18 protein-coding genes are annotated in these 20,759 nt (G+C 72.8%); 11 read left to right on the top strand and 7 right to left on the bottom strand.

The features are described from left to right. Nucleotides 1–11: 11 nt before the first annotated feature. Nucleotides 12–914, bottom strand: coding sequence for an alpha/beta hydrolase (locus ASF38_RS10525; RefSeq protein WP_056575762.1), 903 nt, complete (start codon nt 912–914; stop codon nt 12–14). 81 nt (nt 915–995) lie between these two features. Next, nucleotides 996–1,622 carry a DsbA family protein gene (locus ASF38_RS10520; RefSeq protein ID WP_055964961.1) on the bottom strand — a complete coding sequence of 209 codons (627 nt, stop codon included), beginning with the start codon at nt 1,620–1,622 and terminating at the stop codon, nt 996–998. 187 nt (nt 1,623–1,809) lie between these two features. Between ASF38_RS10520 and ASF38_RS10515 the strand changes: the two genes are divergently transcribed. From ASF38_RS10515 to ASF38_RS10485, 7 genes are read left to right on the top strand one after another with little or no spacing between them, the layout of a single operon-like run. Further along, nucleotides 1,810–3,369, top strand: coding sequence for an MFS transporter (locus ASF38_RS10515; protein WP_055964958.1), 1,560 nt, complete (start codon nt 1,810–1,812; stop codon nt 3,367–3,369). A gap of 1 nt (nt 3,370) precedes the next feature. After that, nucleotides 3,371–5,536 (top strand): molybdopterin oxidoreductase family protein, encoded by a 2,166-nt coding sequence (locus ASF38_RS10510; RefSeq protein ID WP_056575758.1) that lies wholly within the window; start codon nt 3,371–3,373, stop codon nt 5,534–5,536. After that, nucleotides 5,533–7,029 carry an FAD-dependent oxidoreductase gene (locus tag ASF38_RS10505; RefSeq protein WP_056575755.1) on the top strand — a complete coding sequence of 499 codons (1,497 nt, stop codon included), beginning with the start codon at nt 5,533–5,535 and terminating at the stop codon, nt 7,027–7,029. Before ASF38_RS10510 ends, ASF38_RS10505 begins: the two co-directional genes overlap by 4 nt. A gap of 46 nt (nt 7,030–7,075) precedes the next feature. Further along, nucleotides 7,076–9,649 (top strand): nitrite reductase large subunit NirB, encoded by a 2,574-nt coding sequence (nirB, locus tag ASF38_RS10500; protein WP_056575754.1) that lies wholly within the window; start codon nt 7,076–7,078, stop codon nt 9,647–9,649. Next, nucleotides 9,646–10,011 carry a nitrite reductase small subunit NirD gene (nirD, locus tag ASF38_RS10495; protein ID WP_056575752.1) on the top strand — a complete coding sequence of 122 codons (366 nt, stop codon included), beginning with the start codon at nt 9,646–9,648 and terminating at the stop codon, nt 10,009–10,011. The genes nirB and nirD overlap by 4 nt, the downstream gene beginning before the upstream one ends. A 2-nt stretch (nt 10,012–10,013) precedes the next feature. Continuing rightward, entirely contained in the window at nt 10,014–11,129 is a 1,116-nt protein-coding gene (locus ASF38_RS10490) for a uroporphyrinogen-III synthase (protein WP_235497648.1), read from the top strand. Beyond that, nucleotides 11,126–11,833 carry a sirohydrochlorin chelatase gene (locus ASF38_RS10485; protein ID WP_056575746.1) on the top strand — a complete coding sequence of 236 codons (708 nt, stop codon included), beginning with the start codon at nt 11,126–11,128 and terminating at the stop codon, nt 11,831–11,833. The genes ASF38_RS10490 and ASF38_RS10485 overlap by 4 nt, the downstream gene beginning before the upstream one ends. On the opposite strand, the gene ASF38_RS10480 is transcribed toward ASF38_RS10485, so the two are convergent. After that, nucleotides 11,806–12,957, bottom strand: coding sequence for a glutamate--cysteine ligase (locus ASF38_RS10480; protein WP_056575743.1), 1,152 nt, complete (start codon nt 12,955–12,957; stop codon nt 11,806–11,808). The two genes, ASF38_RS10485 and ASF38_RS10480, sit on opposite strands and share 28 nt — an antisense overlap. 47 nt (nt 12,958–13,004) lie before the next feature. Between ASF38_RS10480 and ASF38_RS10475 the strand changes: the two genes are divergently transcribed. Both ASF38_RS10475 and pepN read left to right on the top strand, forming a co-directional pair. Beyond that, nucleotides 13,005–13,679: a class I SAM-dependent methyltransferase gene (locus ASF38_RS10475; protein ID WP_056553059.1), complete on the top strand. Its 675-nt coding sequence runs from the start codon at nt 13,005–13,007 to the stop codon at nt 13,677–13,679. 63 nt (nt 13,680–13,742) lie between these two features. Then, entirely contained in the window at nt 13,743–16,259 is a 2,517-nt protein-coding gene (gene pepN, locus ASF38_RS10470) for an aminopeptidase N (RefSeq protein ID WP_056576515.1), read from the top strand. A 272-nt stretch (nt 16,260–16,531) separates the two neighbouring features. On the opposite strand, the gene ASF38_RS10465 is transcribed toward pepN, so the two are convergent. Next, complete coding sequence (locus ASF38_RS10465; RefSeq protein ID WP_156364703.1) at nt 16,532–16,813, bottom strand: hypothetical protein; 282 nt, start codon at nt 16,811–16,813, stop codon at nt 16,532–16,534. A gap of 32 nt (nt 16,814–16,845) precedes the next feature. Between ASF38_RS10465 and ASF38_RS10460 the strand changes: the two genes are divergently transcribed. Both ASF38_RS10460 and ASF38_RS10455 read left to right on the top strand, forming a co-directional pair. Then, nucleotides 16,846–17,760 (top strand): mechanosensitive ion channel family protein, encoded by a 915-nt coding sequence (locus tag ASF38_RS10460; RefSeq protein ID WP_056575741.1) that lies wholly within the window; start codon nt 16,846–16,848, stop codon nt 17,758–17,760. Beyond that, nucleotides 17,757–18,206, top strand: coding sequence for a globin (locus tag ASF38_RS10455; RefSeq protein WP_082480684.1), 450 nt, complete (start codon nt 17,757–17,759; stop codon nt 18,204–18,206). The genes ASF38_RS10460 and ASF38_RS10455 overlap by 4 nt, the downstream gene beginning before the upstream one ends. Here the strand turns inward: ASF38_RS10455 and ASF38_RS17585 are convergent. From ASF38_RS17585 to ASF38_RS10440, 3 genes are all read right to left on the bottom strand, one after another. Continuing rightward, nucleotides 18,193–18,933, bottom strand: a complete 741-nt coding sequence (locus ASF38_RS17585; protein ID WP_056575739.1) for an acyl-ACP thioesterase domain-containing protein — start codon at nt 18,931–18,933, stop codon at nt 18,193–18,195. The two genes, ASF38_RS10455 and ASF38_RS17585, sit on opposite strands and share 14 nt — an antisense overlap. A 12-nt stretch (nt 18,934–18,945) precedes the next feature. Then, on the bottom strand, nt 18,946–19,203 hold the full coding sequence (locus ASF38_RS10445) for a biotin/lipoyl-binding carrier protein (protein ID WP_200914499.1): 258 nt from the start codon (nt 19,201–19,203) through the stop codon (nt 18,946–18,948). After that, the coding region (locus ASF38_RS10440) for an acyl-CoA carboxylase subunit beta (protein WP_369815194.1) at nt 19,200–20,759 on the bottom strand (1,560 nt) is incomplete at its 5' end. The genes ASF38_RS10445 and ASF38_RS10440, both read right to left, overlap by 4 nt.

The following is a 20,759-nucleotide window of genomic DNA, read 5'->3' as shown; positions in this document are numbered from 1 at the left end:
GCCAGCCGCGATCACGCCTCCCGTGCCGTGGACCGCGCCGTGTCGAGCCATCCGCCGACCGCGACCACGAGGGCTCGGGACGCGTCGAAGACGGCCGGCTGCCGCCAGAAGGAGTGGATCATCCCGAGGGCCCGGTGCGCGGTGACCTGCACGCCGGCGTCGGCGAGCGCTGCCGCATACGCCTCGCCCTGGTCACGGAGCACGTCGTGCTCGCACGTGACCACGACGGCGGGCGGGTGCTCGGCCAGGTCGGCTGCGCGGAGCACGCTCGCCTCGGGCTCGTCGGCCCGCTCCCCCGGCGCGTACGCCTCCCACATCCACGTCATGTCGTCGATGCCGAGGGCGGCGTTCTCGAGCGACGGGTCGAGCTCGGCCCGGCGATCGGTGACGGGGTACAGCAGGACCTGGTGGTCGAGGAGCGCCGGGTCGCGCACGCACAGGCCCGCAACGAGGTTGGCGCCGGCGGAGTCGCCGATCGCCGGGACCCAGTCGGTGTCGACCCGGTGGCCGCGGCCGTTCGCGCGGAGCCATCGGGCGGCCCGCTCCACGTCGTCGAGGCCCGCCGGGAACGGGTGCTCCGGAGCCAGTCGGTAGTCGACCGACAGCAGGGCCCAGCCGGTGACGTGCGCGAGGTACCGGCAGAAGACGTCGTGCGTCTCGACGTCGTGCATGACCCAGCCGCCCCCGTGGACGTAGAGGGCCACGGGTGCGCCGAGCCTCGGACGGTAGAGCCGGCACGGCACGCCGTCGGCGTCCACGTCGGCCACGTGGTCGAGGCCGATGCGGTCCTGCTCCAGGGCGGCCGCCCGCGACTGGGCGCGGATGTCCCTGACGGCCTCGAGGTCCAGCGGCGGCCCGCCGTCGTCGGATCCAAGGGCCGCCAGGTAGGCCCGGGCCTGGGGGTGCAGCGTCATGGGGTCAGCCTAGGACTCGGGGGCCCGCGTCGGGCTCCGCGAGCGACACCGGGAAGCGTCGCCCACGGAGTCCACCCGCGCTCAGTCGAAGATCGGGTCGCGGTCGCGGGTGCGCTTCAGCTCGTAGAACCCGTCGTACCCGGCGAGCAGCCGCGCGCCGTCGAACACCCTGCCGGCGTCCTCGCCCTTGGGCGCGGGCGACAGCACGGGGCCGAAGAAGGCGGTGCCGGCGACGGAGATCACGGGGGTGCCGACCTCCTGGCCGACCCGGTCGATGCCGTCGGCGTGCGAGGCGCGGACGGCGTCGTCGAGCGACGTGTCCTCCGCGGCGTCGGCGAGCTCGGCGGGCAGGCCGACCTCGGCCAGGACCTCCTCGTAGAGCTCACGCGTGAAGTCGCGTCCGCCGGGGTGACGGGCCGTGCCGATGGCGGTGTAGAAGGCTCGCAGCTTCTCCTGCCCGTGCTGCTGCTCGATCGCGATGGCCAGCCGGACCGGACCCCACCCGGCCTGGATCATCTCCTTGTACTCGTCGGGGACGTCCTTGTCCTCGTTGAGCACCGACAGGCTCATCACGTGGAACACGGTGTGCACGTCGCGCACCTGCTCCACCTCGAGCATCCAGCGCGAGGTCATCCACGCCCACGGGCAGAGCGGGTCGAACCAGAAGTCGACGGTCTCGGTGGTGGCGGTGGCGTCGGTCGAAGTCATGCCCCGATCCTTCCACGCGAGCCCCAGCGCGCTCGGCGACCCGGCGATCTCACAGTGCCACCCCCGACCGTGTGCGGACAGTGTTACCGAGCCCTGACGTCGGGCGGTGCGCCGCGAAACACGTCGTCCCTAGCGTTCGAGACGTCCTGGGGCCCCTCGGCCCCTCCCGGATCGAACGAGGAAGTCCATGACGATCGAGCTCGACACGCCCCGCTCCGCTCCGTCGGCACCGACCCGGGCCGCGACCCCGCCACCGCAGCGTCGCACCGGCCGGTGGATCGACCACTGGGACCCGGAGGACCCCGCCTTCTGGGAGTCGCAGGGACGTCGGGTCGCGCGGCGCAACCTCGCCTGGTCGATCTTCGCCGAGCACCTCGGCTTCTCCGTCTGGCTGTTGTGGAGCGTCACGGCCACCTTCCTCGCCTCGGCCGGCTTCGCGTTCACCCCCCAGCAGCTGTTCTGGCTGGTCGCGGCTCCCAACCTCGTCGGCGCCCTCATCCGGCTGCCCTACACGTTCGCCGTGCCCCGGTTCGGCGCCCGCAACTGGACGGTCGTGAGCGCCCTGCTCCTGCTCGTGCCGACCGGGCTCTTCGCCTGGTTCGTGCAACGGCCGGACACGCCGTACTGGGTCTTCATCGTCATCGCGGCGACGGCCGGCGTCGGAGGCGGGAACTTCGCCTCCTCGATGGCCAGCATCAACTTCTTCTACCCGGCGAGCCGCAAGGGCGCGGCACTCGGTCTCAACGCCGCCGGCGGCAACCTCGGTGTCTCCCTGGTCCAGCTGTTCCTGCCCGTCGTGGTCGGCGGCGCCGGTCTCTTCGGACTCGTGCAGGCCAGCGGCTCCGGGATCGCGCTGGAGCGGGCGGCCTACGTGTGGGGAGGTCTGGCCGTCCTGGCCGCGGCCGGCGCGTTCTTCTTCATGAACAACCTGTCGGTGGCGGCGTCACGACCCCGCGAGCAGCTGCGCGTGGTGACCTACCGGCACACCTGGATCATGGCGCTGCTCTACATCGGCACCTTCGGCTCCTTCATCGGCTTCTCCGCGGCGATGCCCCTGCTCATCAAGATCAACTTCTGGAACCAGCCCGTGCCCGACGTCGTCGGCATCGGCGTCAACGTGGCCTCCTTCGCCTTCCTCGGCGCCCTCGTCGGCTCGATCACCCGACCGTTCGGCGGCTGGCTGGCCGACCGGTTCGGCGGAGCACGGATCACCGTCGTGTCCTTCGCCCTCATGACCGTGGGCACGCTCGCGGTGCTGCTCACCCTCACCCGGCTGACCCCCGTGCCCAAGATCGACCCGACCACCGTCGACCCGGAGACCTTCACCTACCCGACCGCCGTGACGAGCGCGGTGGAGGCCAACGAGCAGGTGTTCTGGTTCTTCCTGGCCGCCTTCCTCTTCGTCTTCGCGGCCTCCGGCGTCGGCAACGGGTCGACCTACCGGATGATCCCCATCATCTGGAAGGTGCAGGCCGAGCAGGCGGGGCCGGAGGGCTCGCCCGAGCGTCGCGCCGCCCTCCTGCGCTCCACGCGCGAGGCATCGGCCGTGCTGGGCATCGTCGGAGCCATCGGTGCGATCGGTGGCTTCCTCATCCCGATGACGTTCGGTGCGCCGTGGATCACCGACCCGGTCTCCGCGGTGAAGACGGCCTTCGCCCTGTTCGCGGCGTTCTACGTGGTCTGCCTGGTGGTCACCTGGGCCGTCTACCTGCGGCCGCGGTCCGCGATGGCCCGCGCGAAGGTCTGACGTGCACGACACCCCCAGCCCCACGACCGACACCGACACGCACTGCCCCTACTGCGCCCTGCAGTGCGCGCAGCGGCTCGGCGGCCACCCTCTGGCCGCCGAGCCTCGCGACTTCCCGACGAACCGCGGCGGCATGTGCCAGAAGGGGTGGACGTCGGCGGAGCTGCTGCGCACGCCCGACCGGCTGGTGGAGCCGCTGCGGCGCACGCCCCGGGGGCTTCGACCGGTGAGCTGGGAGGAGGCGCTCGACGACATCGCCGACCGTTCACTCAGCCTCGCCGAGCAGCACGGACCCGATGCGCTGGCGGTGTTCGGCGGGGGCGGTCTCACCAACGAGAAGGCGTACCAGCTCGGCAAGTTCGCACGGCTGGCGCTCCGCACGCGGATGGTCGACTACAACGGGCGGTTCTGCATGTCGTCCGCCGCGGCGGCGGCCAACCGGTCGCTCGGCGTCGACCGCGGTCTGCCGTTCCCGCTCACCGACCTCCAGGACGCCGACGCCGTGCTGCTGCTCGGCAGCAACCTCGCCGACACCATGCCACCGGCCGTCCAGCACCTCGCCGGCGCTCGGGAGCAGGGCGGGCTGGTGGTCGTCGACCCGCGGAGGTCCGCCACGGCTCGCCTGTGCGACGACGGCGCGGGGACCCACCTGCAGCTCGTTCCCGGCACCGACCTGGCGCTCCTGCTCGGCCTGCTGCACGTCGTCCTCGGTGAGGGCCTGGCCGATGCCACCTACCTGCACGAACGCGTGGACGGGGTGGAGGAGGTCCGCCGCTCCGTGGCCTCCTGGTGGCCCGAGCGCGTGGCCTCGGTGACCGGCGTCCCGGAGCCGCAGCTCCGCGCCGTCGCCCGGCGGCTGGCCGACGCCTCCCCGCACCGTGGCGGGCGGGGCGCCTTCGTGCTCACCGGTCGCGGCGCGGAGCAGCACACCGACGGCACCGCGACGGTGTCGGCCGCGATCTCCCTGGCGCTGGCCCTCGGGCTGCCCGGCGCCGAGCGCGGTGGCTACGGCGCCCTCACCGGCCAGGGCAACGGGCAGGGTGGCCGCGAGCACGGGCAGAAGGCGGACCAGCTCCCGGGCTACCGGTCGATCGAGGACCCCGCCGCCCGGGCCCACGTCGCGGGGGTGTGGGGCGTCGACCCCGACGTCATCCCCCGGTCCGGGGTCCCCGCAGTGGAGCTCCTGGCCGGGCTGGGCACCGCGGACGGTCCGCGCGGACTCTTCGTGCACGGGAGCAACCTGGTGGTGAGCGCTCCCCACGCCGGTGCCGTGCGCGAGCGGCTCGCCTCGCTCGACCTGCTCGTCGTGTCCGACGTGGTGCCGTCCGAGACGGCACTGCTGGCCGACTACGTCCTGCCGGTCACGCAGTGGGCCGAGGAGGAGGGGACGATGACGAGCCTCGAGGGTCGCGTGCTGCGGCGCCGACGCGCGGTCACGGCACCGCCCCAGGTCCGCGACGAGCTCTGGATCTGGGCCGAGCTGGCCCGGCGGCTCGACGCCCCCGGCACGTGGTCCACCGAGTCCCGGGAGGTCTTCGACGAGCTCGCCCGTGCCAGTGCCGGCGGACGGGCCGACTACGCGGGCATCGCCCACGACCGGCTGGACAGGGGCGAGGCGCTGTACTGGCCGTGCCCCGATCCGACGCACCCCGGGACCCCCCGTCTGTTCACCGAGCGCTTCCCCACGGCGTCGGGACGGGCCACGATGGTGCCGGTCTCGTCCGACGGACCCGACGACGCCGTCCGCGAGGACGCACCCATCCACCTGGTCACCGGTCGCCTGCTGCAGCACTACCAGTCCGGGGCCCAGACCCGGCGGGTCCCGGCGCTGCGCCAGGCCGCCGGCGAGGCCCACGTCGAGATGCACCCGGCGCTGGCGGCACGGCTCGGCGTGGACGCCGCGGAGCTGGTCCGGGTGACCTCGACCCGCGGCTCGATGGTCGCCCCGGCACGCCTGACCCGCGACATCCGCCCCGACACCGTCTTCGCGCCCTTCCACTTCGGCGGCGACGGACTCGTGAACGCCGTCACCAACGACGCCACCGACCCGGTCTCGGGGATGCCGGAGTTCAAGGTCTGCGCCGTGACCGTCGAACGGGTCGAGCCGGGGGCGGGCGTCCGCCGACCGACCGGCGCGCCCACCACGCTGCTGGAGGTCGAGTCATGAGGATCGTCGTGGTGGGTGCCGGGATGGTGGGCCACCGGTTCGCCTCCGAGGCGGTACGCCTGCGCCCGGACGCCGACGTGGTCCTCGTCGGCGAGGAGCCCTACGAGCCGTACAACCGCGTGCTGCTGTCGGAGCTGGTGGCGGGTCGGACCGACCTGGCCGCCCTCACCCTCCCGGCCACCCCCGGCGTCGAGGCGCTGCGGGGCGTGCGTGCGGCCGGTCTCGACCGCGCCGCTCGACGCCTCGCCCTCGACGACGGCACCACGCTGGCGTGGGACCACCTCGTGCTGGCCACCGGCGCACGGGCGCGCACGCTCCCCCTGCCGGGCCTGGACACCACCGACGGGCCGCCGGTCGCCGGCGTGCACGTGCTGCGGAGCATCGACGACGCCCGCGCCGTCGTCGCGGGTGCCCTGAACGCCGACCGCGCCTGCGTGGTGGGAGCCGGCGCCATCGGGACCGAGGTGGCCTGCGGCCTGCGTCGTCGCGGGCTCGAGGTGACGGTGCTCGCCTCCCGCGACGGGATCCTCGACCGCGACCTCGACGAGCACGTCGCGCAGGTGGCCGGGCGCACGCTCGCCGACCTCGGGGTGCGGCTCGTGCCGCGCGCCGGGATCCGCGGCATCGAGGTGCAGGACGGGCACGTGGCCGCGGCCGTCCTCGGCGACGGCACCCGCGTCGGCACCGACCTGCTGGTGCTGGCCACCGGGTCCGTCCCCCGCACCGAGCTCGCGGCACAGGCCGGCCTCACGGTCCGCCACGGCATCGTCGTGGACGAGGACCTGCGCACGAGCGACCCGAACGTCAGCGCGATCGGCGACTGCGCCGAGACGGCGGACGGCGTCAGCGGCCTGGTTGCTCCCGGCTGGGCCCAGGCCGACGCCCTGGCGGCCCACCTCGTGAGGTCGACGCCCGTGCCGATGCTGGCGGTGACCGGGGCGGCGATGCGGCTCAAGGCCGTGGGCCTGGACGTGGTCACGGCCGGCGTGCGGGCCTCGACCGCCCGGCCCACCGACCGCGTGGTGGCACTCGACGACGGCGGTGCGCGACGGTTCGTGGAGGTGGTCGTGCGCCAGGGCACGCTCGTCGGCATGACGTGCGTGGGCGCGCCCGACCTCGCCGCTCGACTCTCCGTGCAGCTCGATCGCCCGGGCATCGCCCCGCCCGACCCGCTGCAGCTGCTCGTGGGCGCACCGGAGGAGCAGGCGGGCTCCCCCACGGCGATGCCGTCGAGCACGACGGTGTGCCGGTGCAACGGCGTGACCAAGGCCGACGTCGTCTCGTCGTGGGACGACGGCTGCTGCACCCTCGACGAGGTCGTCGCGGCCACACGCGCCACGACCGGGTGCGGAGGATGCCGCAGCCTCGTGTGCGGCCTGGTCGACTGGCTGCAGGAGGTCGACCCTCCCGCGCGACCCGCACCGGCACCCACCCCGACGGCGATCTCACGCCCCGCACCTCAGGAGCGTGAGACAGGTGTTGCAGCCTGGTAACCGTGGACGTCGGACCTCGACACACGGACTTCGTAGCGTCCACGACATGGAACGCAGCACCCTGGTCGTGGCCGGAGCAGGCATGGTGGCCCGCCGCCTCGTGGAAGCCCTCGTGGAACGAGGTGCCACCGAGACGTGGGACGTGGAGGTGTTCGGCGACGAGCCGCACGCACCCTACGACCGGGTCGCGCTCACCAGCTACTTCGACCTCGAGCGACCCGAGGACCTGCTGCTCGGGGACCAGGCCCTCTGGAGCACGGCGGGCGTCACCCTGCACACCGGCGCCCCGGTGCAGTCCGTCGACACCGCGACCCGGACCGTCGTGGCCGGTGGCGAACGGCGTCGCTACGACGCCCTGGTGCTGGCGACCGGGTCGTACGCCGCGGTCCCCCCGGTCGAGGGAGCCGACCTGGCCGGCTGCTTCGTCTACCGCACGATCGAGGACCTCGACTCCCTGCGCACGTGGATCGACGAGCGGTCGTCCGCGCTCGGGCGACCGGTGCGAGGCGCCGTGGTCGGTGGTGGCCTGCTGGGGCTCGAGGCCGCGGGCGCCCTCACGTCGCTCGGCGCCGAGACCACGGTCGTGGAGTTCGCGGACCGCCTCATGCCGGTGCAGGTCGACCCCGGTGGCGGCGAGGCGCTGCGCCGGCTGATCGAGGGTCTCGGCGTCCACGTGCGCACCTCGACCGCGACATCCCGCGTGGAGGCCGACGACGAGGGTCGTGTCCGCGGCATGGAGTTCGCGTCGGGCGACCGGCTCGACATCGACGTCGTGGTGTTCGCCACCGGCGTGCGGCCCCGTGACGAGCTCGCCCGGGGGGCCGGCCTCGACGTGCACCCACGCGGTGGTGTGCTCGCCGACGCCGGCTGCCGCACCAGCGACCCCGCCGTGTTCGCGATCGGCGAGGTCGCCTGCGTCGCCGACCGCGTGTGGGGCCTCGTCGGGCCCGGCTACACCATGGCCGAGGTGGTCGCCGACCGGCTGCTCGGCGGGGAGGCCGCGTTCACCGACGCCGACCTGTCCACCAAGCTCAAGCTGCTCGGGGTCGACGTGGCCAGCTTCGGCGACGCGTTCGGCGCGACCCCCGGCAGCCTGGAGGTCGTCTACGCCGACCCCGTCCAGGGCCTCTACAAGAAGCTCGTGCTCAGCGACGACGCGTCCACGCTGCTCGGTGGGGTCCTGGTGGGCGACGCCTCGGCCTACGGCAGCCTGCGGCCACTCGTGGGGCACGCCCTCGGCACCGACCCCACGGGCTGGCTGCTGCCCGAGTCCGCCGAGCGACCCACGGGCGGAGCGCTGCCCGACGAGGCGACCGTGTGCTCGTGCAACAACGTGACGGCCGGTGCCGTGCGCTGCGCCGTCACCGAGCAGGGGTGCACCGACCTGGCCGGGGTGAAGGCCTGCACCAAGGCCGGCACCAGCTGCGGCTCGTGCGTGCCGATGGTCAAGCAGCTGTTCCAGGCCCAGCTGGCCGAGGCCGGGATGGAGGTCAGCGACGACCTCTGCGAGCACTTCTCCCTCAGCCGCGCGCAGCTGTTCGACGTCGTGCGCGTCAGCGGGATCCGGACCTTCAGCGAGCTGGTGGCCCGCCACGGCCGTGGTCGCGGCTGCGACGTGTGCCGGCCGGTCGCGGCCTCGATCCTGGCCTCGCTCTACCAGGAGCACGTCCTCGACGGCGAGGGCGCGGCGCTGCAGGACACGAACGACCACGTGATGGCCAACATGCAGAAGGACGGCACCTACTCGGTGGTCCCGCGCATCCCCGGCGGCGAGGTGACCCCCGAGGGGCTGATCGTCATCGGCGAGGTGGCGAAGGACTTCGGCCTGTACACCAAGATCACCGGCGGCCAGCGGATCGACCTGTTCGGAGCGCGGATCGAGCAGCTGCCCGCCATCTGGTCGCGTCTGGTCGACGCCGGGTTCGAGTCCGGGCACGCCTACGGCAAGTCGCTTCGCACCGTGAAGTCGTGCGTCGGGTCCACGTGGTGCCGCTTCGGCGTGCAGGACTCCGTCGGCCTCGCGATCGCCCTCGAGCTGCGGTACCGCGGGCTCCGCTCCCCCCACAAGATCAAGCTCGGCGTGTCCGGGTGCGCGCGTGAGTGCGCCGAGGCGCGCGGCAAGGACGTCGGCGTGATCGCCACCGACCAGGGCTGGAACATGTACGTCGGCGGCAACGGCGGGTTCACGCCCCGGCACGCCCGGCTCTTCGCCGAGGACCTCACGACCGAGCAGCTGGTCCGTGCCATCGACCGGTTCCTCATGTACTACGTGCGCACGGCCGACCGGCTCCAGCGCACCGCGCCCTGGGTCGAGTCGGTCGAGGGCGGCCTCGACGCCGTGCGTGCCGTCGTGATGGACGACGCCCTCGGCATCGCCGCCGACCTCGACGCGGCCATGGACGCCCACGTCGGGGGCTACCGCGACGAGTGGGCGGCCACGCTCGAGGACCCGGAGAAGCTCCGCAAGTTCGCCTCGTTCGTCAACGCCCCCGACGTCGCCGACCCCGACCTGGCCTACGTGCCCGAGCGCGGCCAGAAGCGACCCGCGTCGCCGGCCGAGCGCGGCGTCGTCATCGCCGGCGACACCTTGCCCGTCCGCACCGCAGGAGGCCCACTGTGACCACGTCCCTCGTCCCGACGCAGACCACGACGGCCCACGCCGTGTGCCGCATCGACGACCTGCACCCCGACCGCGGAGCCGCGGCGCTGGTCGACGGCCTCCAGGTCGCGCTCTTCCTGCTCGCCGACACCGGTGAGGTGCTGGCGGTCTCCCACCGCGACCCGTTCACCGGCGCGAACGTGATGGCCCGGGGGCTCGTCGGGTCGCGGGGCGAGGCCGCCACCGTCGCCTCGCCCCTGCACAAGCAGACCTTCGACCTGCGTACCGGCCGGTGCCTCGACGACCCCGACGTGTCCATCGCCACCTGGCCCGTCTCGGTCGTCGAGGGCGTCGTGCACGTGCTGATCGACCAGACTGGGTGACCGTGAACGTCCTTCGACCCGTCCTCGCCGGCACCGCGGTGCTCGTCACCGCCCAGCGCCGGGCCGAGGAGCTCGCCGGCGCCCTGCAACGACGCGGGGCCGAGGTGACGACGGCGTCGTCGCTCGGGGTGGAGTCGCACATCGACGAGGCCGGTCTGCTCGCCGAGACCCGCCGACTGCTCGCGGACCCGCCGGACGTCCTGGTCGTCACGACCGGCATCGGCTTCCGTGGCTGGCTGGACACCGCGGAGGCCTCCGGCGTGGGGCACGACCTGGTCGAGGCCCTGGGCCAGACCCGCATCGTGGCCCGGGGGCCGAAGGCCCGGGGTGCCCTCCAGGCCGCGGGACTCACCCCGGACTGGGTCGCGGAGTCCGAGACGTCCGCCGAGATCGTCACGCTGCTCCTCACCGAGGGCGTGTCGGGTCTTCACGTGGCGGTGCAGCACCACGGGGCCGGTGACGACGGCATCGAGTCGGCGTTGCAGGACGCGGGCGCGACCACCACCACGCTCGTCGTCTACCGGTGGGGCCCACCCCCCGACCCCGAGGCCGTCGAGCGCTCCGTCCGCATCGCCACCTGCGGCGGGTTCGACGCCGTCGTGTTCACCTCGGCGCCGGGCGCGTCGGCGTGGTTCGAGGTGGTCGAGCGGCAGGACGGCCTCGACCCGTTGCATCACCTGGTCGCGGCGCGGCGGCTGACGCTCGCCGCGGTCGGACCCGTCACGGCCGAGCCCCTGGTGACGCGCGGCTTCCGCCCGCTCGTGCCGGAGCGCTCGCGCCTCGGCGCCCTCGTCCGTGAGCTGATCGTGCACCTCGGTGAGGACGCCGCCGCGATCGAGGTGCCGGACGGACAGCTCCGCCTGCACGCCACGACCGCCACCCTGGACCACACGATCCTGCCCGTCTCGCCGAGCGGGCTCGCCGTGCTGCGGCTCCTGGCCGAGAAGCCCGGCAGCGTCTGCACGCGCGAGCAGCTGCTCGACGTGCTGCCCGGGGACTCGCGCGACCCCCACACCGCCGAGATGGCCGTGGCCCGGCTTCGCGACGCGGTCGGCCGGTCGACCATCCGCACCGTCGTCAAGCGCGGCTACCGCCTCGCGGTCGAGGAGGACACATGAGACCTGCGCTCGTCGCCACGTCCCACGGGACGTCGAGCCCCCAGGGCCGCAGGGCCGTGGCCGCCCTGGTCGAGGCGGTCCGGCAGCGGCTGCCGCACGTGGACGTCCTCGACGCGTTCGTCGACGTGCAGGAGCCGTCCCCGGACACGGTGACGGCCCGGCTGCGACGGCCGGCCGTGGTCGTGCCGCTGCTCCTCGCGCCGGGGTTCCACGCGCGGGTGGACATCGCCCGCGCGGCGAGCGTTCCCGGCGCCTCGGCGGCTCCCACCCTGGCCCCGGACGGCCGTGTCGTCACCGTGCTCGTCCGACGGCTCCTCGAGGCCGGGACGTGCGACGACGACGTCGTCGTCATGGCGTCGGCCGGCTCGAGCGACGAAGACGCCCGGGCCTGCTTCGAGGAGGTGGCCCGCGACCTCAGTGCCGCCATCGGCCAGATCGTGCCGGTCGGCTACGTCGGCGGCACCGGACGACCGCTCGACGACGTGGTTGCCGACGCACGCGCCGGCGGGATCGACCGACGCGTCGTCGTCTCCTCGTTGCTCATGGCACCGGGCTTCTTCCACGACCGCATCGCCCACGCCGACGTCGACGTGGTGGCCCGGCCGCTGCTCGACGACGGTCCGGTCGACACCCGGCTCGTCGACCTCGTGCTGGAGCGGTACTCCGATGCCGTGGCTCAGGGGGCGTGGAGCGGCACGGGCTGACCGGCGCGCATCTCCTCCACGAGCGACGCGACGACCGCGTCGAGGCGACCGTCGTGCGCGTCGGCGACCCTGCGCTGGCGCTCGTACGACGGCCCGCGCCGGACGATGTCGTCGATGCCGGCCAGCTCGTCGGAGCAGCCGAGCCGCTCGGCGACGGGCTCGAGCGTGACGAGCAGCCGGGCGAGGTCGGCCGTGACGAGGTCCTCGTGGGCGTGCTGGTCGAGGATGAGCCAGGAGTCCATGCCGTACCGCGCGGACCGCCACTTGTTCTCCTGGGCGAACCACGGCGGCAGGTCGGGCAGGTCGTGACCGGCGTCGAGCTCGCTCGAGAAGTGCTCGACCAGGCAGTGGGTGAGCGCGGAGATGCTCATCAGCTCGCTCATCGTGGGGATGCCGTCGCACACGCGGACCTCGAGCGTCCCGAACTTCGGGGACGGACGCAGGTCCCAGCGGATCTCGTCGAAGACGTCGATCACGCCGGTCGTGGTCAGGTCCTGCGCGTAGTGCTCTAGCTCGGACCACTCCTGGAAGTGGAACGGCAGCCCCGCCGTCGGGAGCTGCTGGAACATGAGGGCCCGGTTGGAGGCGTATCCCGTGGCCTTGCCGCCCCAGAACGGCGAGGACGCGCTGAGTGCCTGCAGGTGTCCGTAGTACGCGAGCATCGCGTTGCTGATCGGCAGCACCTTGTCGCGGTCCTCGATGCCCACGTGCACGTGCACGCCGTAGATCAGCATCTGGCGGCCCCACCACTGCGTGCGGTCGATGAGCGTCGCGTAGCGCTCCTGGTCGGTGACCTTCTGGTTGTCCCAGCGGGCGAACGGGTGGGTGCCGGCGCACATCAGCTCGACCCGGAGGGGGTCGGTCACGGTGCGGATCTCGTCGATCGCCTCCTGCAGGTCGGCACCGGCCTCGGCCACGGTCCGTCGCGGCCTGGACACCACCTCGACCGTGTTGAGGAGCAGCTCCTGACGGATGAGCGGGTGCTGACCCCCTCCCGCTGGGGCGACGGCGTCGAGCACCGTCTGCGCGACCTGGCGCAGGTCGCCGGAGTCGGCGTCGACGAGGGCGAGCTCCCACTCGATCCCGACGGACGAGCGCTCGGAGCGCGCGAAGGGAAGATCCACCCCCTCATCCTGCCCCAGGACGACGGCCGAGGCCTTATCGTCCCAGCATGCGCGACGTGAGCGGGGCCTGGCGGTCCGACCACCCGTGGGCGGTCGTGTACGACAAGGTCAGCGGTGACCCGCGGCTCGGTGCGCTCCTGTGGCGCGTGGGCGTCGGCTCGAGCGTCGACGAGCTGCACCGGCGGGCCCGCCGCGAGCTGACCGCTCTCCCGCCCGGGTCGACGGTCCTCGACGTGCCTTGCGGCGGGGGCGTGGCCCTGCGCGACGTCCCACCGGACGCGGCGCTGCAGTACGTGGCCGCCGACATCTCCCCCGCCATGCTCGCCCGCACGCGACGCGAGGCCGAGCGACTCGGCCTGCCCGACGCGGGCCCGCTCGCCGTGCGGACCCGCGAGGCCGACGTGCAGGACCTCGACGACGCCGACGACACCTACGACCTCGTGCTCGCCTTCACGAGCCTGCACTGCTTCCCCGACCCGGAGGCCGCCGTGCACGAGCTGGCCCGGGTGCTCAAGCCCGGCGGACGCATCGTCGTGAGCGTGTTCTGCTCCGACGCCGGCCTGCGGTTCGTCCCGGTCCACCTCGCCGGTCGCGCGGTCGGGGTGCTCGGCCCCGGGGTCCGGCGCGGCGACGTCCGACGGTGGCTCGTGGAGGCCGGCTTCGTGGACCTGCGGCTGGACCAGGCCGGTGGACTCACGTACGCCGACGCCACCCTCGCCTGATCCCGGACGGCCGGCCGCCGACCGCGCACCACGGTGTCCTCCGCGGTGCATAGAGTGGGCGGCATGCCCGGAACCAACCTGACCCGTGAAGAAGCGACCGAGCGCGCAGGCCTCGTCTCCACCGACCACTACGTCGTCGAGCTCGACCTCACCACGGGCGAGGAGCGCTTCGGCTCCACCACGACCCTGCGGTTCGGCGCGGTCCCGGGCTCGTCGACCTTCGTCGACCTGGTCGGCGCCGAGATCGGCGCCATCACGCTCAACGGCACCTCGCTCGATCCGGCCACCTACTCCGACAGCCGCATCCCGCTGCCCGACCTGAGGGCCGAGAACGAGCTGGTCGTCGAGGCGACGTGCGCCTACTCCCACTCCGGCGAGGGCCTGCACCGCTTCGTCGACCCCGTCGACGACCGCGTGTACCTGTACACCCAGTTCGAGGTCCCGGACGCGCGCCGGGTCTTCGCGACCTTCGAGCAGCCCGACCTCAAGGCCACCTTCGACTTCCGCGTCACGGCCCCGTCGCACTGGGCGGTCGTGTCCAACTCCCCCGTCGCCGAGACCATCGAGGTCTCCGAGGGCGCCAGCACCCGGGTGTTCGAGACCACCAAGACCATGTCGACCTACATCACCGCCCTCGTGGCCGGCGAGTACCACGGCGTCGAGGACGTCTACGTCGGCGAGTACGGCGAGATCCCGCTGGGCGTCTGGTGCCGCCAGTCCCTCGTCGAGCACCTCGACGCCGACGACATCCTGCTCGTCACCAAGCAGGGCTTCGCGTTCTTCGAGGACGCGTTCCAGATGGCGTACCCCTTCGGCAAGTACGACCAGCTCTTCGTGCCGGAGTACAACATGGGCGCGATGGAGAACGCGGGATGCGTGACCTTCCGCGACGAGATGATCTTCCGCAGCCGGCAGACCGTCGCCGCCTACGAGCAGCGGGCCAACACGATCCTGCACGAGATGGCGCACATGTGGTTCGGCGACCTCGTGACCATGAAGTGGTGGGACGACCTCTGGCTGAACGAGTCGTTCGCCGAGTTCGCCGCGCACCACTCGTCGGTCGAGGCCACCCGCTTCACCGACGCGTGGACCGGCTTCACCAACAACCGCAAGAACTGGGCCTACCGCCAGGACCAGCTGCCGTCGACGCACCCCATCGCCGCCGACAACTACGACCTGCACGCCGTCGAGGCCAACTTCGACGGCATCACCTACGCCAAGGGCGCCTCGAGCCTCAAGCAGCTCGTGGCCTGGGTGGGGGTCGACGACTTCTTCGCCGGCCTGCGCTCGTACTTCACCAAGCACGCCTACGGCAACACCACGCTGCAGGACCTCCTCGTCGAGCTGCAGGAGGCCTCGGGCCGCGAGCTCGACTCGTGGGCGGCGGAGTGGCTGCAGACGTCGGGCGTCAACACGCTGCGCGCACGCTTCGAGACCGGCGACGACGGCACGTTCACCTCCTTCGCCGTCGAGCAGACCGCGATCGAGGAGTACCCCACGCTGCGTCGCCACCGCATCGCCATCGGCCTCTACGACGTCGTCGACGGCCGGTTCGTGCGCACCGAGCGCATCGAGACCGACGTGCGGGGCGAGCTCACCGAGGTCCCCGAGCTCGTCGGCCTGCGTCGGCCGGCCCTCGTGCTCCTCAACGACGACGACCTCACCTACGCCAAGATCCGCCTCGACGAGCAGTCGTTCGGCCAGCTGGTCGAGCACGACATGGCCTTCACGGAGTCGCTGCCACGGGCCCTCTGCTGGGGCTCGGCGTGGGACATGACGCGCGACGCCGAGCTGCCGTCGGCCGACTTCGTGTCCCTCGTGCTGGCCGGCGTCGGCTCCGAGACCGACCTGACGGCCGTCGCCTCGCTGCTGCGCCAGGGCCAGTCCGCGGTCAACCTGTACACCTCCGACGAGGACCGCCCGCCACTCGCCGAACGCTGGGAGACCGGCGTGCGCGCCCTCCTCGAGGCGGCGGAGCCGGGCAGCGACCACCAGCTGGCGTTCGTGCGCGGCTACGCCGCCGCGACCACGTCGGCCGAGCAGGTGCGTGCCCTGCTGGACGACGGCCTGCCGGGGCTCGACGTCGACACCGACCTGCGCTGGACCTTCGTGACCGCCCTCGCCCGCCTGGGCGCGGCCGACGAGGCCGACATCACGGCCGAGCTGGAGCGCGACAACACCATCTCCGGCCGTGAGCGCGCCGCCGCCGCGCGCGCCATCCGTCCCACGGCCGAGGCCAAGGAAGCGGCCTGGCAGGCCGCGGTGGTCGACGAGTCGACCCCCAACGAGACCCGTCGCCAGACGGCGTCGGCGTTCCAGGTCTCGGGGCAGGGCGACGTGCTGGAGCCCTACGTGCAGCGCTACCTCGAGATGGCCGAGTCGGTCATCGAGGACAAGGGCGTCTGGATCGGGCAGGTGGCGCTGGTCTACCTGTTCCCGCTCGCCAACCCCGCGCCGTCCACCCTCGACGCGGTCGACGCGTGGCTCGGCTCCACCGAGGCCTCGGCCGCGGCCAAGCGCTACGTGAGCGAGGGTCGCGACGACCTCGCCCGCGCCCTGCGCGCCCGCGCCCCCCGCTGACCGCGGACGGGAGATTCCCAGGTCGACCTGGGAATCTCCCACCACGCACGGAGAGCTCAGCCGCGCACGGGAAGCGAGCCGTGCGTCCCTGCGATTCCCAGGACGACCCGGCAATCTGCGTGACGGGTCGGCGCGGGTGCCCCCGCTCCGCGATTCCCATCAGCTGATGGGAACGCCGCACTCCCCTGGCGGGTACGCCATGGGGAGTGGGTGAGAACGCAGGTGGGTTCGTGATTCCCATCAGCTGATGGGAATCACCGAGCCGGCCGGGCTCAGTGGTGGGCGGCCTCGTTGCCCGGTGCCACCTCGAGGTCGGTGGACGGCGCCGGGGGCACGTAGTTGTTGCGCGCCGTGAGCAGACCGAAGAGCGACACGACCACGAAGAGGCCGACGGTGCCGCCACCGAAGAGCAGCAGCCACTCGAGCGTGCTGCGCTCGGGAGCCGCAGGCCAGGCCTCGGAGGCCGGCGAGTCGGCCCAGGCGGTGGCAGAGGTCGTGCCGAGCACCACGAGCGTGGAGACGACGACGGCGAGGATGCGCGCGGGAGCCTTCATGGCCACCATCGTATCGCCCGTAGGCTGGAGGCATGCTCGGCCTCGACGTGAACCTTCCCCAGTCCTGGACGTGGGAGTCCCTCACCACCAGCGGGACCCGCATCGTCGCGATCATCGTCCTGGCGCTGCTGCTGCGCTGGGTCGCCCGCCGGGCCATCGGTCGCATCGTCAAGAAGACGGGTGAGGGCCAGGTCCCCGGCGCCATCGCGAACACCCGCGCCGGCGCCATCCTGTCGGACATGCGCCCCGGCGCGGGCGAGCGGCGCAAGCAGCGGGCCCAGGCGATGGGAGACCTGCTCGGCTCCATCGTCGGCCTGGTCATCGCCGGTGTCGCGTTCGTCATGATCCTCGACGTCGTGGGCGTCCCCATCGCGCCGCTGCTCACCAGCGCCGGCATCGTGGGCATCGCGCTCGGCTTCGGCGCCCAGACGTTGGTGAAGGACTACCTCGCCGGCGTCTCGATGATCCTGGAGGACCAGTACGGCGTGGGCGACTCCGTCGACCTCGGCGAGGCCAGCGGGATCGTCGAGGCGGTGGGCCTACGCATCACACGGCTGCGCGACGTCAACGGCACCGTCTGGTACGTCCGCAACGGCGAGATCCTGCGGGTCGGCAACCAGAGCCAGAACTGGGCCCGCACGGTCCTCGACGTGACCGTCGCCTACGACTCCGACCTCGACGTCGTGCAGGCGATCCTGGCCGAGGAGGCGGAGGCGATGTACCACGAGGAGCGCTTCACCGGGGTGATCATCGAGGAGCCCGAGGTGTGGGGCGTCGAGCGCTTCGACAAGGACGGCGTGGTCGTCCGCGTCGTGCTCAAGACCGCGCCGCTGCAGCAGTGGCTGGTGGCCCGCACCCTGCGCCAGCGCGTGAAGCGGCGCTTCGACCAGTCCGGCATCCGCATCCCGTCCACGGCGGCGGTCCCGTTCGAGAGGACCACCGAGTGAGCTCGTTCTACGACGAGATCGGCGGCCACGCCACGATCGAACGCATCGTCGACGTGTTCTACGCGGGCGTGGCCACCGACGAGCTGCTGCGCCCGATGTACCCCGAGGAGGACCTCGGCCCCGCGGCGGAGCGGTTCACGCTGTTCCTCGAGCAGTACTGGGGCGGGCCCACCACCTACAGCAACACCCGCGGACACCCACGACTGCGGATGCGGCACGCCCCGTTCGCCGTCACCATGGCCGCGCGCGACCGGTGGCTGCACCACTTCCGGGCCGGGCTCGACGCCGTGCAGCTCACGCCCGAGCAGGACGCCCAGTTCTGGGCCTACGTGCAGCACGCGGCGACGTTCATGGTCAACACCGCCGACGAGCCCTCCCCCGACCAGGCCTCACCCGGACTCACGCCCACCGTTCGACGCGGCGCAGGACCGGTCAGCGAGGGCTGAGCTGCTCGGTCAGCACGGCGCGCTCGTCGTCGTCGAGGACGCGTGAGCGCTGCGCCTGGAGGTCGAAGCCGACCAGCACGGCCTCGGCCCGTCCGCGCCGCCCCTCGTCGAAGAGCGTCGTGACCGTGAAGGACGAGCGACCCACCCGCGTGACGACTGTCCGGGCCGGGTAGGGCTCGCGCTGCCACGCGAAGGGCTCACCGAGCGTGAGGTCGACCTGGGCGACCACGAAGCGTGCGGCGCCACCGGCGCCACCGGCGCCCCGCACCCGTGCCACCGAGGCGATGCGCGCCTCCTGGGCGTACTCGAACACCGCGATCGGCGTGGCCACGTCGCCCGACCCGAGGTCGCTGCGCCGGACCGCCACGTCGTAGCCCTCTCCCCCGCCCGGCACGTCACCCTCAGGCGCCGGGGCGTCCGACCACGTGACCCGCGCGAAGGGCGACGCGCTGGTGGCGGGAGCGATCTCCTGCACCAGCCGACTGCCGTCGTCGGTGGACGTCACGCGCAGCGGCGTCCGGCTGAGCAGCAGGGGGCGCAGGAACTCCACGGAGATCGAGCGGGCCGTGCGGTCGGCCAGCTCACCGGCGGCCACGTGCACGGCGCGCGCCTCGGAGGCGTAGTCGAGGTACACGACGTTGTTGACGTGGCTCAGCTCGTCGAGATCGGCCCAGCGCATGGGCAGCTCGTGCTCGAGCCGGGTCGGGTCATGAAGCGGGTTCGACACCCGTCGATGCTCTCAGACCGGGGTGGGGACACCCTGGTCGGTCGTCTCGATGACGACGAGGGTGTCGCCCTCCTGGACGATCTGGCCCTCGGTCACGAGCACCTCGGAGACCGTGCCGGTGGCCGGCGCGTGCACCGGCAGCTCCATCTTCATGGACTCCAGGACCGCCAGCACGTCGCCCTCGACCACCTGCGCTCCCACCTCGGTGACGAGCTTCCAGACGTTGGAGACGATGTCGGCCTTCGCGGCCGACGTGCCGGGGGCGCTCACGCCTGAGCCCCCTGGGCGCGCGGTGCCAGGACCCCGAGCGCCTGGACCATGCGGTCGCGGGTCTCCTCGGCGACGATCACGTCGTCGAGGATGCCGGCCTCGGCCGCGAGGTAGGGCCGGGCGACGTTCTCGCGGTACTCGGCGGCGAGCTCGTCGCGGAGGGCGTCGGGGTCCTCGGCGTCCTTGAGGGCGCGACGGTGCAGCAGCGCCACGGCGCCACCAGGGCCCATGACGGCGATCTCCGAGCCCGACCACGCCCAGGTGAAGTCGGCGCCGAGCGACCGCGAGCCCATGGCGATGTAGGCGCCGCCGTAGGCCTTGCGCACCACCACGGTGAGCACGGGCGACTGCGCCTCGACGTAGGCGCGCAGCATCGTGGCGCCCTGGGTGATCACGCCGCGACCCTCCTCGACCGTGCCGGGCAGGAAACCGGGGACGTCGACGAAGGTCAGGACGGGCAGGCCGTAGCGGGCGCAGAAGTCGACGAAGCGCGACGCCTTGACCGACGCCTTCGCGTCGAGGATGCCGCCGCGGGCCTTCGGCTGGTTGGCGATGATGCCGACCGGGCGTCCGTCGAGGTGGGCCAGCACGGTGAGCACGCTCGGGGCGTGCTCCGGGCTGAGCTCGAGCCGGGGACGGTCGTCGAGGACGCCGTCGAGCACCTCGTGCATGTCGAAGACGATGCTCGACTTGTCCGGCACCACGTGCGGCAGGCGCGCGACGGCGTCGGGACGAGCGGGCACCGGCTCGACGAGGGCTTGGGGACCGCCGACGTGCGACGGCAGGAACGAGAGGATGCCGCGGGCCGCGTCGAGCGCGGCCTGCTCGTCGTCGACCTCGAGGTGGGCGACACCGCTGGTCCGGGTGTGCATGCCGGAGCCACCGATCTCGTCGGCGGTGGCGTCCTCACCCGTCGCGGCCCGGACGATCTCCGGCCCGGTGAGGAACATCTGGCCCTGCTCCTTGACCATGATCGTCCAGTCAGTGAGCGCCGGCGAGTAGGCGGCGGCACCGGCGCAGGGGCCGAGGATGAGGGAGATCTGCGGGATCTTCCGGCTGGCCTCGACGTTGTTGGCGAAGATGCCGCCGCAGCCGTGGAGGGCGTGGATGCCGTCGTGGATCCGTGCTCCGCCGGAGTCGTTGATGTAGACGATCGGGTGGCCACGGTCGATCGCGATGCGCTGGGCGCGCTGGACCGTCTCGGCGAACACCGCTCCGATGGCCCCGGAGGCGACCGCCGCGTCGTGGCTCGCGACGACGACGGGTCGACCACCGACGAGCCCCCACCCGATGACGACACCGCTGCCGCTGGAGGGTCCCGCCGTGCGCAACGGCGAGATCTCCACGAACGTGCCCTCGTCGACCAGGAGGTGCGCGCGTTCGCGCGCGGTGTTCACACGTCGGCCACGGGGCTCGACGCGGGCGGTCCGCTCCTGACGTCGCTGCGCGAGGACGTCACGGTGGTGCGGTCGGCCGGCGTCCAGCCCGCTGTCGACTGCTGCGTCGGCTCCCGCGTCGAGGGCGGTGGGCACGTCGAGCTGCGTCATGCGATCTCC

Origin of the sequence: Aeromicrobium sp. Leaf272 (assembly GCF_001422865.1) — a bacterium.
Taxonomy (GTDB): domain Bacteria; phylum Actinomycetota; class Actinomycetes; order Propionibacteriales; family Nocardioidaceae; genus Aeromicrobium.
Note: the sequence above shows the minus strand (reverse complement) of the source record. Positions and strands in the feature narration are given on the sequence as shown.

Excerpts from the sequence above, each read along its gene's own strand:
- pepN (WP_056576515.1), top strand. The coding sequence starts at position 13,743 with ATGCCCGGAACCAACCTGACCCGTGAAGAAGCGACCGAGCGCGCAGGC.
- ASF38_RS10465 (WP_156364703.1), bottom strand. The coding sequence starts at position 16,813 with ATGAAGGCTCCCGCGCGCATCCTCGCCGTCGTCGTCTCCACGCTCGTG.
- ASF38_RS10515 (WP_055964958.1), top strand. The coding sequence starts at position 1,810 with ATGACGATCGAGCTCGACACGCCCCGCTCCGCTCCGTCGGCACCGACC.
- nirB (WP_056575754.1), top strand. The coding sequence starts at position 7,076 with ATGGAACGCAGCACCCTGGTCGTGGCCGGAGCAGGCATGGTGGCCCGC.
- ASF38_RS10505 (WP_056575755.1), top strand. The coding sequence starts at position 5,533 with ATGAGGATCGTCGTGGTGGGTGCCGGGATGGTGGGCCACCGGTTCGCC.
- ASF38_RS10485 (WP_056575746.1), top strand. The coding sequence starts at position 11,126 with ATGAGACCTGCGCTCGTCGCCACGTCCCACGGGACGTCGAGCCCCCAG.
- ASF38_RS10525 (WP_056575762.1), bottom strand. The coding sequence starts at position 914 with ATGACGCTGCACCCCCAGGCCCGGGCCTACCTGGCGGCCCTTGGATCC.
- ASF38_RS10475 (WP_056553059.1), top strand. The coding sequence starts at position 13,005 with ATGCGCGACGTGAGCGGGGCCTGGCGGTCCGACCACCCGTGGGCGGTC.
- ASF38_RS10520 (WP_055964961.1), bottom strand. The coding sequence starts at position 1,622 with ATGACTTCGACCGACGCCACCGCCACCACCGAGACCGTCGACTTCTGG.
- ASF38_RS10460 (WP_056575741.1), top strand. The coding sequence starts at position 16,846 with ATGCTCGGCCTCGACGTGAACCTTCCCCAGTCCTGGACGTGGGAGTCC.